General features: G+C 72.8%; 11 protein-coding genes. 10 read left to right on the top strand and 1 reads right to left on the bottom strand.

The genetic code is table 11. From position 1 onward, the window contains the following. Window positions 1-211 precede the first annotated feature (211 nt). From GWI24_RS01155 to obgE, 5 genes are all read left to right on the top strand, one after another. A complete protein-coding gene (locus GWI24_RS01155; protein WP_210944038.1) occupies window positions 212-988 on the top strand; it encodes a TIGR03936 family radical SAM-associated protein in 777 nt (258 codons plus the stop codon). Between the two features lie 222 nt (window positions 989-1,210). Continuing rightward, a complete protein-coding gene (locus GWI24_RS01150) occupies window positions 1,211-5,386 on the top strand; it encodes an Rne/Rng family ribonuclease (RefSeq protein ID WP_210943993.1) in 4,176 nt (1,391 codons plus the stop codon). A 237-nt stretch (window positions 5,387-5,623) separates the two neighbouring features. Then, window positions 5,624-5,944 (top strand): 50S ribosomal protein L21, encoded by a 321-nt coding sequence (gene rplU, locus GWI24_RS01145; RefSeq protein ID WP_164429553.1) that lies wholly within the window; start codon window positions 5,624-5,626, stop codon window positions 5,942-5,944. 14 nt (window positions 5,945-5,958) lie between these two features. After that, the gene (rpmA, locus tag GWI24_RS01140; protein ID WP_020871349.1) at window positions 5,959-6,216 is read left to right on the top strand and encodes a 50S ribosomal protein L27; all 258 of its coding nucleotides are present in this window, start codon (window positions 5,959-5,961) and stop codon (window positions 6,214-6,216) included. Window positions 6,217-6,357: 141 nt separating this feature from the next. Further along, window positions 6,358-7,791, top strand: coding sequence for a GTPase ObgE (obgE, locus tag GWI24_RS01135; RefSeq protein WP_210943991.1), 1,434 nt, complete (start codon window positions 6,358-6,360; stop codon window positions 7,789-7,791). Between the two features lie 177 nt (window positions 7,792-7,968). Here obgE and GWI24_RS01130 read toward each other — a convergent pair whose 3' ends face one another. Then, window positions 7,969-10,056, bottom strand: coding sequence for a hypothetical protein (locus GWI24_RS01130; protein ID WP_210943990.1), 2,088 nt, complete (start codon window positions 10,054-10,056; stop codon window positions 7,969-7,971). A gap of 302 nt (window positions 10,057-10,358) precedes the next feature. On the opposite strand from GWI24_RS01130, the gene proB reads away from it, so the two are divergent. The 5 genes from proB to GWI24_RS01105 all read left to right on the top strand — a co-directional run bounded on the left by proB (window position 10,359) and on the right by GWI24_RS01105 (window position 15,834). After that, complete coding sequence (gene proB / locus GWI24_RS01125; protein WP_374103251.1) at window positions 10,359-11,561, top strand: glutamate 5-kinase; 1,203 nt, start codon at window positions 10,359-10,361, stop codon at window positions 11,559-11,561. A gap of 274 nt (window positions 11,562-11,835) precedes the next feature. Continuing rightward, window positions 11,836-12,297: a hypothetical protein gene (locus GWI24_RS01120; RefSeq protein ID WP_210943988.1), complete on the top strand. Its 462-nt coding sequence runs from the start codon at window positions 11,836-11,838 to the stop codon at window positions 12,295-12,297. 91 nt (window positions 12,298-12,388) lie between these two features. Beyond that, on the top strand, window positions 12,389-13,687 hold the full coding sequence (locus GWI24_RS01115) for a glutamate-5-semialdehyde dehydrogenase (RefSeq protein WP_210943986.1): 1,299 nt from the start codon (window positions 12,389-12,391) through the stop codon (window positions 13,685-13,687). A gap of 106 nt (window positions 13,688-13,793) precedes the next feature. Continuing rightward, window positions 13,794-14,420, top strand: coding sequence for a hypothetical protein (locus GWI24_RS01110; RefSeq protein WP_308343298.1), 627 nt, complete (start codon window positions 13,794-13,796; stop codon window positions 14,418-14,420). A gap of 331 nt (window positions 14,421-14,751) precedes the next feature. After that, window positions 14,752-15,834, top strand: coding sequence for a hypothetical protein (locus GWI24_RS01105; RefSeq protein WP_210943982.1), 1,083 nt, complete (start codon window positions 14,752-14,754; stop codon window positions 15,832-15,834). Window positions 15,835-15,997 lie beyond the last annotated feature (163 nt).

Below are 15,997 nucleotides of genomic sequence, written 5' to 3'. Positions count from 1 at the left end.
GGCGGTGAAGTAGCCGTCCGACAGTGACGTAGCCGGTCGGGCGGTGACGTAGCCGTCCGGCGGCCCTCCGTCACCGGGCCGTCCGCGTCGCCCACAAAGTAGGCTGGAAGACATCAGGGCCCCCGTGGCCCTGGTGTTCGACGGCAAGGAAGTACAAGGAGACAGTCCCCTGGGCAAGCGACAGCCCGAAGGCCCGCCGCCCGCACCCGCGGTGCAGCGCATCCGTTTGCGTTACACCAAGCGCGGCCGCCTCCGGTTCACCAGCCACCGCGACTTTCAGCGCGCCTTCGAGCGGGCGCTGCGCCGCGCCGAGGTGCCGATGGCGTACTCGGCGGGCTTCACTCCGCATCCGAAGGTGTCCTACGCCAATGCCGCACCCACCGGCACCGGCAGCGAGGCGGAGTACCTGGAGATCCAGCTGACCGAGGCGCGCGACCCCGAGAAGCTGGGGGCGGTCCTCGACGAGTCGCTGCCCGAGGGGCTCGATGTGATCGAGTCCGTGGAGGCCCACACCTCGGGGCTCGCCGACCGGCTGCAGGCGTCCGTATGGGAGATCCGGCTCGACCAGGTCGCCCCGGCGGACGCCGAGCGTGCCGTCGCGGCCTTCCTGGAGGCCGACACGGTCGAGGTGGAACGCCGGACGAAAAACGGGTTGCGAACCTTCGACGCCCGTGCCGCGGTGGCCCGGCTGGAGACCCTTCCGGCTCGGGCAGATAGGCCCGGCGACGGTGGCTGTGCGATACTGCGGCTGGTGGTACGGCATCTGACACCTGCCGTGCGACCCGACGACGTCCTGTCCGGTCTCCGCGCTACGGCCGACCTGGCGCCGCCGGTCCCCGCAGCGGTGACCAGGCTGGCGCAGGGGCTGCTCGATGAGGAGTCCGGCACGGTGACCGACCCGCTCGCGCCCGATCGCGAGGCAGCTCAGGCCGCTCCATCCACGGCCGCCGAGCTGACCGCCGCGATGGCGCCGGAAGGTCCCGCGTAGGGCCGCCGTCGATGCGCCGCCGATGCACTTGGGAGCCACCCGGGTCCGGCCGGCGCACTGACCAGAAGACTTTCGCCGGTGCCGACAGATCCGGTCCCGGCGAGCGAGACGACAGCTCCCGTGCGGCGACCGCGCCCCGGACGGCGGCACCCGCGCACAGTGCGCGGGTGGCCGGCCGGAAGCAGGCGCGGCGCCCGGGAGCGTGACGGGAGAAACGCCCGCATGCTCGAACCTATTGAGCCGACCCAACCTGTCCAGCCCTTGGGATCATCCGCGCCGCGTGCCGCGGTGCCCGGGGAATCCATCGAGAACACGCCCAGCGACACGCTGCCGCCGCGCCGCCGCCGCGCGGCCTCCCGCCCGGCCGGTCCGCCGCCCGGCGCGGTGGGCGAGGCCGAGGTCACCACGCCCTCGGTACCGGCCATAGCCGCTGAGCGGACCGGTGTCTTCGCCGCCGCCGAGGCCGCTTCCGAGCCCGTCGCCGCCGGTGCCGCCATGGCCACCGCGAGTGGATCCGTATCCGGATCCGACACCGAATCCGCCGCTCCGCCCGCCCGTACGCGGCGCCGGGTCGCTCGCAAGGCGACCGCCCCGGCGGGTTCGCCGGAGGCCGCGGAGACCGTGGTCCCGGCCGACGCCGGGCATGGCGGCGAGGAGACCGAGGCCGCCGCCGGGCCTGTCGCGGAGCCCGTGGTGGAGGCCGCCGCCGAGGCCGCTGCGCCCGCCCGTACGCGGCGCCGTGCCACCCGTAAGGTGACCGCTCCCGCCGGTGCCCCCGCCGAGTCGGAGGTCGTGCCGCCGAAGGAGCCGGAGGCGGCGGAGGAGACCGAAGAGACCGAGGAGTCCGCGGCGGCTGCCGAGGCCGAGGCCGTGCCTCCGGCCCCCGCCCGTACGCGCCGTCGTGCGACCCGTAAGGCCACTGCCCCCGAGGGCGCGCCGCAGGCGGAGGCCGCCGACGCGGACGCGTCGTCTGCGGCGGCCGCTGGTGGCAGTGGTGACGAGGCCACGGCCCCAGCCGCAGTCGCAGCCGATGCCCCGGCCGACGAGGCCCCGCGTACCCGTACGCGCCGCCGTGCGGCCCGTAAGGCGACCGCACCGGCCGGTGCCCCGGCGGAGGCGGAGGCCGCGGAGGTCGTGCCGCCGAAGGAGCCGGTGGAACCGGAGGAGACCGAGGAGCCCACGGCGGCTGCCGAGGCCGAGACCGTGCCCCCGGCGCCTGCCCGTACGCGCCGTCGTGCGACCCGTAAGGCCACCGCTCCCGCCGGAGCGCCCGCGGAGGCCGAGGCCGAGGAGCCCGCCGCCGAGCGGCGGACCGAGAGCGCCGAGGAGCCCGTCCCCGCGCAGGCCGAGGAAGAGGCGCCGCGCGGCCGCACCCGCCGCCGCGCCACCCGGAGCACCGCCCCCGCCGCCGAGGAGCCGAGCGGCGCTCAGGATCAGGAGCCGCAGGCCGCCGAGGCCGAGGCCCCCGCCGAGCAGGAGCCCGCGCCCCGTTCGCGGCGCCGGGCGGTCCGCCCGCCGACGGCCGTGTTCCAGGCGCCCGTCTTCACCGAGCCGGTCTTCCAGACGCCGGAGAGCGCCGCCGCCGAGGCCGCCGCCGCGCTGGAGGAGCCCGAGGAGGAGGACGAGGAGCAGCCGACGGCCGAGGCCGTGCCGACGGCCGAGGCCGTCGAGCCCGAGGCGCCCGCCGGCCGCCGCCGGCGCCGCCGCCGTGGCGCCGCGCCCGCCGAGGAGCAGCCGGAGGCCGAGGAGACCGAGGCCGCCGAGGAGAGCGAGAGCGAGCCCGAGGCCGAGGCCGGTCAGCCCGAGGGCGAGTCCGGCGAGGAGGAGTCCGGCGACCGTCCGGCCCGTCGCCGCCGCCGTGGCGGACGGCGTCGCCGCCGGGGCGAGACCGCCGAGGCCGAGGGCGCCGAGGGGCGTTCCGAGACCGGTGAGCGGTACGAGGACGAGTCGGCCGCCGAGGGCGAGGGCGCCGAGGAGCAGGGCGAGGGCCGGGACGAGTCGGGCGCCGAGGCCGGTGAGCCCGGCGGCTCCAGCAGCAGCCGTCGTCGTCGCCGTCGGCGCCGTCGCAGCGGCGACGCCGCCGAGACCGATGCGGCCGGTGACGACCCGGAGCGCACGGTCGTCAAGGTCCGCGAGCCCCGGGAGCGGCGCGGCAAGGAAGCCGAGTCCGGTGCCGACGAGGTGCAGTCGATCAAGGGGTCGACGCGTCTGGAGGCCAAGAAGCAGCGCCGCCGCGAGGGCCGTGAGCAGGGCCGCCGCCGTGTGCCGATCATCACCGAGGCCGAGTTCCTGGCCCGCCGCGAGGCGGTCGAGCGGGTCATGGTCGTCCGGCAGAACGGCGATCGCACCCAGATCGGCGTGCTGGAGGACAACGTCCTCGTCGAGCACTTCGTGAACAAGGAGCAGGCCACCAGCTACGTCGGTAACGTCTATCTGGGCAAGGTCCAGAACGTGCTGCCGTCGATGGAGGCCGCCTTCGTCGACATCGGCAAGGGCCGCAACGCCGTGCTGTACGCGGGCGAGGTCAACTTCGAGGCGCTGGGGCTCTCCAACGGGCCGCGTCGCATCGAGACCGCCCTGAAGTCCGGCCAGTCCGTGCTGGTGCAGGTCACCAAGGACCCGATCGGCCACAAGGGCGCCCGGCTGACCAGCCAGGTCTCCCTGCCCGGCCGCTACCTGGTGTACGTGCCCGAGGGCTCGATGACCGGCATCAGCCGCAAGCTGCCCGACACCGAGCGGGCCCGGCTGAAGCAGATCCTCAAGAAGATCGTTCCCGAGGACGCGGGCGTGATCGTCCGTACCGCCGCCGAGGGCGCGAGCGAGGAGGAGCTGTCCCGCGACGTCGCCCGGCTGCAGGCGCAGTGGGAGGAGATCAAGAAGAAGGCGAAGAGCGGTAGTGCCCCGTCGCTGCTCTACGGCGAGCCCGACATGACCGTCCGGGTCGTCCGCGACATCTTCAACGAGGACTTCTCCAAGGTCATCGTCAGCGGTGACGACGCCTGGGAGACCATCCACGGCTATGTCTCGCACGTGGCGCCCGACCTCGCGGACCGGCTCCAGAAGTGGACCTCGGACGTCGACGTCTTCGCCACCTACCGGATCGACGAGCAGCTGATGAAGGCGCTGGACCGCAAGGTCTGGCTGCCCAGCGGCGGCTCGCTGGTGATCGACCGGACCGAGGCGATGGTCGTCATCGACGTCAACACCGGCAAGTTCACCGGCCAGGGCGGCAACCTCGAGGAGACGGTCACCAGGAACAACCTGGAGGCGGCCGAGGAGATCGTGCGCCAGCTGCGGCTGCGCGACCTCGGCGGCATCATCGTGATCGACTTCATCGACATGGTGCTGGAGTCCAACCGCGACCTGGTGCTGCGGCGGCTGCTGGAGTGCCTGGGCCGGGACCGTACGAAGCACCAGGTGGCCGAGGTCACCTCGCTCGGCCTGGTCCAGATGACCCGTAAGCGGGTCGGCCAGGGGCTGCTGGAGTCCTTCTCCGAGTCCTGTGTGCACTGCAACGGCCGCGGCGTGATCGTCCACATGGACCTGGCGTCGTCCGCCGGCGGCGGTGGCGGCAAGCGCAAGAAGAAGAAGTCCGCTGCCGGTGGCGCTCAGCAGCAGGAGCGGGCCGCAGCGGCCGAGGCCGAGGCCGAAGCCGAGGCGGAGTCCGAGGACGTCACCGAGGCGGCGGCCGAGATCGCGGCGGAGGCCACCCAGCCCAAGCCGCTGCCCGAGCCGGTCTTCGCGGCCGACGAGGAGCTGTACAGCAGCGCCGCGGAGGCCGAGGCCGCCGCGACCCGTGGGCGTACGCGCCGCCGTGCCACCCGTAAGGTGTCCGCCCCGGCGGGCGCCCCGAAGGCCGCCAAGGAGCCGGAGGGCGTGGTGGTCGTGGTGGCCGACGAGCGTCGGGAGGCGGCCCAGGCGGAGCCGGGGGCGGCCGCCGAGGCCCCCGCCGCCGCTCCCGCCGAGGAGCCGGCCCCGCTCGAGGGCGTGCCCGCGCCGCGTACGCGCCGCCGTGCGACCCGTAAGGTGAGCGCCCCCGCGGGCTCGCCGACGGGCTCCGAGGAGGCGGCCGTGGTGGTCGTGAGCGGGTCTTCCGCGGAGTCGGAGCCGGAGTCCGGGTCGAAGCCCGAGCCGGAGGCGGCGCCCGAGAGCGCGTCCGCCGAGGGCGAGGCCGAGACCGCGGCACCGGCGAAGAAGACCGCCCGTAAGGCGGCCAAGAAGGCTCCCGCCAAGAAGGCGGCGGCCAAGAAGACCGCCGAGAAGAAGACGGCGGCGAAGAAGACGGCCGCCAAGAAGACCACGGCCAAGAAGACGACCGCCAAGAAGTCGGCGGCGAAGAAGACCGCGGCGGCGGAGCAGCAGACTCCGCAGTCGGTCTCGGCCGCCGCCGACGACTGACGGCACCCGGCCCCCGAGGGGCGCCCGCGTACCCGCGCAGGCGCCCTTCGAGGCTCTGGTAACCTTGACGCTTGGCGTCTGTACGCCAAACCCCTGAGCACATCCCTTCCGCTTCGCCGGAAGAGGCCGTTCGGCCGATGCTGAATCGCATGATCACTCGGTTGTCACGACCCTCGTGGGCCGTGTTGGGCGGCTGGCATCAGAGGTCCCGATTTCTAGCGAGAGAGTGAGAACCGCGTGTACGCAATCGTGCGCACCGGCGGCCGCCAGCAGAAGGTGGCCGTGGGCGATGTCATCGAGGTCGACCGTCTGGCCGGCAACAAGGTCGGCGACACCGTCGAGCTTTCCACTCTGCTCGTTGTCGACGGCGATGCCGTCACCAGCGACCCGTGGGTCCTGGCCGGTGTGAAGGTTCACGCCGAGGTCGTCGACCACCACAAGGGTGGCAAGATCGACATTCTGAAGTACAAGAACAAGACCGGTTACCGGAAGCGGATCGGCCACCGCCAGCTGCACACCGCGCTGAAGATCACCGGCATCGACTCGGCTGCGAAGTAAGGGACTGAGGAGAGATGGCACACAAGAAGGGCGCATCGTCCACTCGGAACGGTCGCGACTCCAACGCCCAGCGGCTCGGCGTCAAGCGCTTCGGCGGCCAGGTCGTCAACGCGGGTGAGATCCTGGTCCGCCAGCGCGGCACGCACTTCCACCCGGGCACGGGTGTCGGCCGCGGCGGCGATGACACGCTGTTCGCGCTGGCCGCCGGTGCGGTGCAGTTCGGCACCAGCCGTGGCCGCAAGGTCGTGAACATCGTTCCGGTCGCTGAGTAATCAGCCCGGGCGATATCGCACAGCCTTTTCCGAGGGCGGACCGCTCTTCCCGTGACGGGAAGCGGGTCCGCCCTCGGCGCGTTACGAGCGTGAGGCACATCAGAACACCCCTGAACCCGTATGTAACTGGAGGCACCCGTCATGACCACCTTCGTGGACCGCGTCGAACTGCATGTCGCCGCGGGTAACGGAGGCCACGGCTGCGCCTCCGTGCACCGCGAGAAGTTCAAGCCGCTCGGAGGACCGGACGGCGGCAACGGCGGCCGGGGCGGCGATGTGATCCTGGTCGTGGACCAGTCCGTCACCACCCTGCTCGACTACCACCACAGCCCCCACCGCAAGGCCACCAACGGCAAGCCCGGCGAGGGCGGCAACCGCTCCGGCAAGGACGGCACCGACCTGGTCCTGCCGGTCCCGGACGGCACCGTCGTCCTCGACAAGCGGGGCAACGTCCTGGCCGATCTGATCGGGGAGGGCACCACCTACATCGCCGCCCAGGGCGGCCGCGGCGGCCTCGGCAACGCCGCGCTCGCCTCAGCCCGCCGCAAGGCCCCCGGCTTCGCGCTGCTGGGCGAGCCGGGTCACTCCGGGGACGTCATCCTGGAGCTGAAGACCGTCGCGGACGTGGCCCTCGTCGGCTACCCGAGCGCCGGCAAGTCCTCGCTGATCTCGGTGCTTTCGGCGGCCAAGCCGAAGATCGCCGACTATCCGTTCACCACGCTGGTGCCCAACCTCGGTGTGGTCACGGCCGGTTCGACCGTCTACACCATCGCCGACGTCCCCGGCCTGATCCCCGGCGCCAGCCAGGGCAAGGGCCTCGGCCTGGAGTTCCTGCGCCATGTCGAGCGCTGCTCGGTGCTGGTGCACGTGCTGGACACCGCGGCGCTGGAGTCCGAGCGCGATCCGCTGACCGACCTCGATGTCATCGAGGCGGAGCTGGCCCAGTACGGCGGTCTGGACGACCGGCCGCGGGTCGTCGTGCTCAACAAGGTCGACATCCCCGACGGCAACGACCTCGCCGACATCATCCGGCCCGATCTGGAGGCCCGCGGCTACCAGGTCCTCGAGGCCTCGGCGGTTGCCCATCTCGGCCTCAAGGAGCTGTCCTTCGCCCTGGCGAAGATCGTCGCGGAGGCGCGGGCGGCGAAGCCGAAGGAGGAGGCGACCCGGATCGTCATCCGGCCGAAGGCCGTGGACGACGCGGGCTTCAGGGTCGTCGTCGAGGAGGGCTTCTACCGCGTGCTGGGCGAGAAGCCCGAACGCTGGGTCCGCCAGACCGACTTCGCCAACGACGAGGCCGTGGGCTACCTCGCCGACCGCCTGGCGCGCCTCGGCGTCGAGGAGGAGCTGATGAAGGCGGGCGCCCACTCGGGCGACGAGGTCGTCATCGGCCCCGAGGACGACGCGGTCGTCTTCGACTGGGAGCCGAGCCTCGCGACCGGCGCGGAGATGCTGGGCCGCCGTGGCGAGGACCACCGTTTCGACACCCCGCGCCCGGCCGCGCAGCGGCGGCGGGACCGGGACGCCGAGCGGGACGAGGCGGACGAGGAGTTCGACACGTTCAAACCGTTCTGAGGGCCGCGCGGCCGTAGCGGGGGCCTGGGGCGCCATGTCTGCTCCGGGACCCCTGCGCGGGCTCTGAGCGCGCTTCTCGGCGCCGCCCGGCAGGTGGCATGACGAAGGGCCCGGGAGGGATCTCCCGGGCCCTTCGTCATGCTCTCGGTGCCTGCCGTCGGCCCGGACCGTCGGACGTCAGACCGTCGCGGTCTCCTCCGGCTCCGGCGAGCCGGCCTCCAGCTCCATCTCCTCCGCCGCGTCCCGGGCCTCACGCTGCGAGGGGATCTCGTCGGTGAGCCGGGTGGCCATCCGGGCCCGCCGCTCGTCGGCCTTGCGGCACAGGTCCTGCGTGGCCCGGTCGAAGCGCACCAGCGACGGCGGGTCGGACGGGCCGAGCAGATGCACCTTCAGCTCGGCGCGGGCGCCCGCGAGGGTGTCCTTCTCGGGGTCGCGGACCGCTTCCAGCAGTCCGGTCACGCCCGCGGCTTCCGGCGTGAGGATCGTGGCGGCGCGCACGGTCGGGAAGCCCGCCCGGAACTCCTCCTCCGTCATCCCGCTGGTGTTCGCCACGGCGTACGGCTTCTCGCTCGTCAGGTAGTCCGAGACCACGCTGGAGACATCGCTGATCAGCACGTCGGCCTGGTTGAAGCAGGTGAAGATCGCCGGACGCGGACCGGTGATGATCTGGTGCTCCCAGACCGGCAGCGAGGCCCAGTAGGCGCTCTCCCAGGCGGCGGTGGCCGCGGCGACGGCCGCCGCGCGGTCGCCGTCCGGGGCCCCCTGGAGCTTCATGCGCTCGATCTCGTCCGCGCTGGGGCGGAAGGAGGTGCTGGTGAGCCGGTTGAGCTCATCGGCGCACCGGGCCAGCTCGGCGGCGGCCTCCGCGCCGGGGCGGTCGCCGGTGCGCTTGGTGTTCGCCTCGGCGATCATCGCCTTGATGCGGTCGTTGGCACGACCCGCGCGCGGGTCCACGGAGCCGGTCATCGGGTGCGGCTTGTACAGCAGGCGCACCTTGGGGTCGGCGAGCAGCTCGCGGACGATGTTCTCACCGGCCAGGATCACCGAGGTGTTGCCGGGGTTCCCGTCCCAGCCCTCCCAGGTCGGCGCGTACAGCACCGTCGTCAACTCACCGGTGGGCACGCCCGCGTAGGGGCGGATCGGGGCAAGCTGCGGCCGGCCGACCTCCACGACGTCCTTGTCCTCGACGCCGATGTCGGCGAGCTGGTAGCGCTCGCGCGCCGCCGGGCCCGCGACCCACACCTCGTCGTACGCCTTGGCGTACGGGTTGCAGCTGGAGAGCTTGTCGCTCTCGCCGTGGTTGATGAACGCGTGCTTGATCGAGGGGATGCGCAGCACCTGCGAGGTCTTGCCGGAGTTCGCCGGGTGCAGCAGCACCTTGAGCGTCGAGTGCTCCAGCCGCATCAGATGAGCGACCTTGGGGAGGCAGACGATCGGCACGTCCGTCGCCTCCACCTTCTGCACCATGAACCGCTCACGGAGCACGATGATCGGCTTGCCGTCGAGCGCGGCGAGCGTGGAGAGCCACATGTTCGCCTGGTACGCGGAGGAGTTGCCGCCGGAGAAGTACATGCCCACGGTCGGCTGGTAGTCGGCCAGCCACTGGTCCAGCCAGCGCAGGGCCGTGGCCTCGTTCGCCACGCGCTTGCGCGGCAGCAGCCAGCCGGCGAGGTGGGCCGTGCCGCCGATGCCGATCACCAGCGCGATCGTCAGGCCGACGCCGCCCCAGACGGCGTTCTTGGTGGCGGCGGTGACCAGCAGACCGGCGGTGACCGGCGCGGCCAGCCGCAGCAGACGACGCCCGTGCTGGCGGGCGAACAGCCGCGGCGGGGCCTCGCTCAGGCGCAGCGCGGACGCGTCGATGTTGCGCGTGACGAACGGCAGCTGGCGGCTCCGGCGGACCAGGATGGCCGCCGCCTGGCAGGCGAAGTGCACCAGGTAGAAGAGCAGCAGCCCCACGGTCAGGGGCGCCTGCTCGTGCAGGGGATTGATGCCCTCGATGCGCAGCAGCCCGACCATGATGAGCATGTCGCGGAACAGCTGGCGCACCGTGACGTCGAGGCGGATCTTCCCCAGCAGCGACAGCAGACCGGGCTGCTTGTGCTGCAGGAAGAGATCGAGCGCGAGACCGCACGCCGAGGCGGCGATGAAAAGCGGTACGTTCGGAAGCACGGCGCCGACGAGCTGTGTGGCGAAGAACACGAGCATCGCGAGCAGCGCCGTCAGCTGTACGACCCGGCGTGGGGCGATTCCGGCAGAGGGCACGGGGAGGGCTCCTGGCAGGAGGGCAACGGACTGGGGGGACCCCTGACCGTATGCCGACGCCCCGCCCGGTGACAATCCGCGCCGGTGCCAACCGGTCGCAATCGGTGTCAAAGGTCCCCCGAGAGGTGTCCGCGGGGCGCTGATGGCGGTGCGTGAGGCGATGTGCGCGGGCGGTGTCCGGGGGGTGAAATGCCGAGGCGGGCGAGGACCGGCTGTCGTAGATTGCCCCCTTGTCATGATGAGTGTGTAAGGCATGCGTTTTTCGGGGCGTGTGATGGGCCGGGGACGAGCGAGGGAGCGGCGTGGCGGAGCAGGACGGGTCGGCGGTACGGGACGAGGTGGCCGCCGCCCGCAGGATCGTGGTCAAGGTCGGCTCGTCCTCCCTCACCACCGCGGCGGGGGGCCTGGACGCGGACCGCGTGGACGCGCTGGTCGACGTGCTCGCCAAGGTGCTCGACGGTGACGGTAAGGGCGACGGCGGCAGGGACGGCGACGGTAAGGGCGGCGACAGTAAGGGCGGCACGAACGGCAAGGAGATAGTCCTGGTCTCCTCCGGCGCCATCGCCGCCGGGCTGGCGCCGCTGGGCCTGGACCGGCGCCCCCGCGACCTCGCCCGCCAGCAGGCGGCCGCGAGTGTCGGGCAGGGGCTCCTGGTGGCCCGTTACACGGCCTCATTCGCGCGCTACGGGCGCCGGGTCGGCCAGGTGCTGCTCACCACGGACGACACCAGCCGCCGCGCCCACTACCGCAACGCCACCCGCACCCTGGACCAGCTGCTGGCCATGGGGGCGCTGCCGATCGTCAACGAGAACGACACGGTGGCCACGGACGAGATCCGGTTCGGCGACAACGACCGGCTCGCGGCCCTGGTCGCCCATCTCGTCCGGGCGGATCTGCTGGTGCTGCTCTCCGATGTGGACGGTCTGTACGACGGGGACCCCAGGACTCCCGGCACCTCCCGGATCGACGAGGTCCGGGGCCCTCAGGACCTGGACGGCATCTCCATCGGCAGCGCGGGCCGCTCCGGGGTGGGCACCGGTGGCATGGTCACCAAGGTCGAGGCGGCCCGGATCGCCACCGCGGCCGGGGTCCCGGTGGTGCTCACCTCCGCCAGCCGGGCCGGGGACGCCCTGCTCGGCCGCCATACGGGCACGTTCTTCCACCGCACCGGCCGCCGCTCGGCGAACCGGCTGCTCTGGCTCGCCCACGCCTCCGCGCCACGCGGCGCCCTCACCCTGGACGACGGCGCGGTACGGGCCGTCGTGGAGCGCCGCACCTCGCTGCTGCCCGCCGGGATCGCCGCCGTGGAGGGCGAATTCACCGCCGGTGATCCGGTCGAGCTGAGGGACACCGGGGGCCGCCCCGTGGCCCGTGGACTGGTCAACTTCGACGCCAAGGAGATCCCGCAGCTGATCGGCCGCTCGACCAGGGACCTGGCCCGCGAGCTCGGCCCGGCCTATGAACGCGAGGTGGTCCACCGCGACGACCTCGTCGTCCTGGAGTGAGCCGCTCCGACGGCACGGGCACCCTCGCGGGGGCACCTCCCAGCGGTAGCTGGGGGGACAACCGAGCCGCCGGAAAATAACCCCCCTCCGAAAAACCTCAAAAGCGCCCCGCGGGCGGGCGTGGGCTGGTCAACTTTGTTCAACGGGGTCGCGCGGGGCAGCGCGCCGGCTGTGGGAGACGCGGCGGAGTCCGAGCGGAAGGCCGCGGCCATGGCACCGTCACGAGATGCTCCGCCCGCGCGTGAGCGGAGCAGCGAGTTACAGGAGGCCGCCGGTGAGACGAGGGCGCCCGGGGGCGTCGCCCAGAGGGGCGGCGGAGCGCACCCTGACCAGTGTCGGAGCGGGCGACGCCGGGTCCGGCGACGCCGTGGCGCACCATGCCGGGCGTGGCGAGGCGTCCCGGCTGTGGCACATCACCCTCAGCGTCTCGGGGAGCGAGGCGCCGCTGCCAGAGGTCCGCAGGGCGCTCGAGCAGCTGGCCCATGACCATCCGTTCCTGCTGACCAGCCGCTATGCCAACGATCACGCCGAGATCCGCTACTGGGAAGAGGCCCGTGATCTGCACGACGCCGCGGCGGTCGCGCTGCGGCTGTGGGGCGAGCACCGGGCCTCGGCCAAGCTGCCGCCCTGGGAGATCGTGGGGCTCGAGGTCATCGACCGTGATACGTATCACCAGCGGGTCGCGGAGGGGTACGGGCCGCCACCGGCCTCCCCGGTGGGCGTGCATCCGTTCTGAGGACGGATGTGCGGTGCCGAGATGTGAGAATGCCATCTCGAATCGCGGAATAGGGCGTGGATCTCCGCTCCCGGCTCAGTACGCTTCGGGCATGACCAGCGCACCCACGTCGCCGCTCACCGACCCCTGGCCGAAGTCCCCGGTCCTCCAGGCCGCCTACCGGGCCCAGGTCGCGGCCGCCGATCTCGCGCCGCTGCCGCGCGCCGTCAAGGACGACGCGCTGCTCGCGATGGCCGACGCCCTGGAGGTGCGCACCAAGGAGATCGTGGAGGCCAACGCGGCCGATGTGGAGCGGGCCCGCGAGGCCGGCACCAGCGACGCCATCGTGGACCGGCTGACGCTCACCCCCGAGCGGGTGCGGGCCATCGCCTCCGACGTCCGCGACGTGATCGCGCTGCCCGACCCGGTCGGCGAGGTGGTGCGCGGCTCCACGCTGCCCAACGGGATCGACCTGCGCCAGGTGCGCGTTCCGCTCGGCGTCGTCGGGATCATCTACGAGGCCCGGCCCAATGTGACGGTGGACGCCGCGGCGCTCTGCCTGAAGTCGGGCAACGCGGTGCTGCTGCGTGGCTCCTCGTCGGCGTCCCACTCCAACGCCGCGCTGGTGAAGGTCCTGCGCGACGCCGTCGGCGGGGCGGGGCTGCCCGCGGACGCGGTGCAGCTGGTGCCGGGCGAGAGCCGGGAGTCGGTGCGCGAGCTGATGCGCGCCCGTGGTCTGGTGGACGTGCTGATCCCGCGTGGCGGCGCGTCCCTCATCCGTACGGTCGTCGAGGAGTCCACGGTCCCGGTCATCGAGACCGGCACCGGCAACTGCCATGTGTACGTGGACGCCGAGGCCGATCTCGACATGGCGGTCGAGATCCTGGTGAACTCCAAGGCCCAGCGGCCGAGCGTGTGCAACGCGGCGGAGACGCTGCTGGTGCACCAGGACATCGCCGCCCGGTTCCTGCCCCGCGCCCTGGACGCGCTGGCCGAGGCCGGGGTCACGGTCCACGCGGACGAGCGGGTGATGGCGCTCGCGGAGGGCTCCAAGGCCACCGTGGTCCCGGCGGTGGTCGATGACTGGGAGACCGAGTACCTCTCGTACGACATCGCGGCGGGCGTCGTGGACTCCCTGGAGGCCGCGGTGAGCCACATCCGCCTGTGGTCCTCCGGGCACACCGAGGCCATCGTCACGTCGTCCCAGCAGGCCGCCCGCCGCTTCACCCAGCTCGTGGACTCCACCACGGTCGCCGTGAACGCCTCCACGCGGTTCACCGACGGCGGGCAGTTCGGCTTCGGCGCCGAAATCGGCATCTCCACCCAGAAGCTGCACGCCCGGGGGCCCATGGCGCTGCCCGAGCTGACCTCGACGAAGTACATCGTCACCGGCGACGGCCACACCCGCTGACTCACCCGTTCGGGGGATGGTCGATTTCCGGCGCCGCTGGGGTGGATCTTCCCCCGAATACCATTTCACCCTGCCCAAATTGACCCGTCCGGTCTACTCTGAATGGGTGCCGGACGACGTGGGGGGCAAGCCGTTCCCGGACGGCGACGAGCCCGACGACCGCAGCCACGGCGAGACGAACGACGAGTTCGCCGCCGTGGTCTTCGACGAGGACTTCGTACGGTCGGCCCCGATCCATGAGCCCACCGCCATCGAGCGGATGCTGGCCGCAGCCGAGGCCCGTGCCGAGGCCGAGGCGTCCCGGCGCCGCAGGGCCGGGGTCCCGCCCGAGGACGAGCTCTTCGACGACGGGTACGGCGCGGAGGCCGACTTCTACGGCGCGGACGACCCCGACGGGCGCTTCGGCCCGGGGCGGGACGGGGACGACGCCTACGGCCCTTATGGGCGTTACGGCAGCGCGGGGCGCCCTTACCGCGGCCATGCCCGCTGGCACCGCCCGGTGGCCTGGCTGCTGGCCGTCCTGATGGGCATCGGCGTGGTCGCCCTGGCCTTCACGGCCGTCTACCGGGGCGCCTCGGGCAACCGCCAGGACCCCGCCCCGCCGCCCGCCACCAGCGGTGTCGACGGCTCGCCCTCGGGGCAGCCGCGCCTGGAGCCCTCGGGGTCGGAGTCGGCCCCGGAGCCGACCGGCGCCAAGGGCTCGACCGCCTCCGCCGTACCGCCGTCGCGGTGACGTCCTCGGACCTCGCTAGTGCCGCGTCAGCCAAGGTTTGCCCCGCTCGCCGCCCTGGCACGGCCGCCCCCAGCTACCGCTGGGAGGTGCCCCCGGCGGCGTTGCCGAACCGGCCGAGTAGGCCCTCCCCCGGACTTCGTCCGGGCGGTGCCCCTCGAGGCCGATTCGGCGCCTTGCAGCTGACCGCACCAGGACGCCTCGCTACCGGGCAAACCTTGACTGACGCGGCACTAGCACGTCGCGGCCTATGGGGCGTTTCCTCCGCACTCGCCTCCCAAGTTGTGGAGTACCACCGCGTTTACCGTCGCCCCTGGCGACCTACTCTTGAGGTATGGCCGGGCGTGGAGACCCTCCCGAGGGGACACCCGAGGGCGTCCCGGGAGGTGGTGAGGACGAGTACCGCTCCGTCGTGTTCGACGAGTCGTTCGTCCGTGCTGCCCGGCTCCAGGAGTTCTCCGCCGACGAGCGCATGGGCGAGCACGCGCGGGCGGTGCGCAGTCGGCACGCCTGGGCCAGGGCCGGGGCGTCCCGCCAGGCCGTCGCGCTCGTCCTGCTGATCGCCATCGCATTCGCCGCGGCCGTCTACATGGGGGTGCGCCACCCGTACCAGACGCCGCAGCCGCAGACCGTGGAGCCGCTGCACAGCAGCGTGGTGCCGCTCGCGCCGCGCGGTGAGGTGCCCGGAGGGCCGCCGGACCGGCTGTTCCGTGGCAGCCCGGCCGCCGAGTTCCGCACCGGCGCCGAAGGGGTCACTGTGCCCGGCGCCCGCCGCACCCAGAACTTCTCCGAGAGCCAGGTGATGACGGCGCTCACCACCGCCAAGGACTACCTGGTCAAGTCCGCCATCGACCCGGGTGTGCTCACGGGCGGCCCGGTGCAGGCCGTAAGGCTGCTGCTGGACCCGGCCCAGCAGACCCAGTTCGACCAGAGCTTCCAACACCCGGTCGACGACGGGCGGCATGCGGCCACCGGCTGGCTGAACCGCTTCAACCCGGCCGAGGTGACCCTGGCCGACACCCCGGTGCGGGTCCGCGGCACCCTTACGGTCATCGAGCGCAGCGCCGCGACCCTGGAGGTCGCCGCCGACCACGTCTTCGTCTACGCGCTCCAGCCGGCCCATGAGCGCGGACCGGACCATGCCTCGCTGTTCACCGTGCGCCGTGAGACGCGGTTCCGCTTCGACCGGGACGATCTGCGCGACCGCCATCTGGAGCTGGTGCAGAGCACCGTGCTGGCGGGCCCGCAGGCATGCGCCGCGAACGCCTCCGGCTATCTGCGGCCGATGCTCGCCGGCCAGAGCGCCAAGGGCGACGCCCCGACGGGCACCGACCCGTACACCACGGGCCGGACCACGGTCTCGCTGTGCGGCGTCCTGGCCCCCGGGACCCAGCCGGCCGTCAACGGGCGGTCCTGAGGGCCGCCAGGGGCCTGGGGCCCAGAGGGCCTGCCTGGCCTGGGGGCCTCCTGGGCCCCTGAGTGGGGGCCTGAGTGGGGCTTCCAGGACTCCTAAGAGGCTGCAAGGAGGCCCTCAGGGGCCGTCTCAGCGCTGCGGCGGGGTGTCCCCGGGCCCGTCGTTC

Origin of the sequence: Streptomyces sp. MK37H (genome assembly GCF_018035285.1) — a bacterium.
Taxonomy (GTDB): Bacteria; Actinomycetota; Actinomycetes; order Streptomycetales; family Streptomycetaceae; genus Streptomyces; species Streptomyces endocoffeicus.
The sequence above is the reverse complement of the archived record's forward strand: the minus strand, read 5'-3'. Positions and strand labels throughout refer to the sequence as shown.

Coding starts and splice junctions, on each gene's coding strand:
- rpmA (WP_020871349.1), top strand. CDS start 5,959: ATGGCACACAAGAAGGGCGCATCGTCCACTCGGAACGGTCGCGACTCC.
- GWI24_RS01115 (WP_210943986.1), top strand. CDS start 12,389: ATGACCAGCGCACCCACGTCGCCGCTCACCGACCCCTGGCCGAAGTCC.
- obgE (WP_210943991.1), top strand. CDS start 6,358: ATGACCACCTTCGTGGACCGCGTCGAACTGCATGTCGCCGCGGGTAAC.
- GWI24_RS01105 (WP_210943982.1), top strand. CDS start 14,752: ATGGCCGGGCGTGGAGACCCTCCCGAGGGGACACCCGAGGGCGTCCCG.
- GWI24_RS01150 (WP_210943993.1), top strand. CDS start 1,211: ATGCTCGAACCTATTGAGCCGACCCAACCTGTCCAGCCCTTGGGATCA.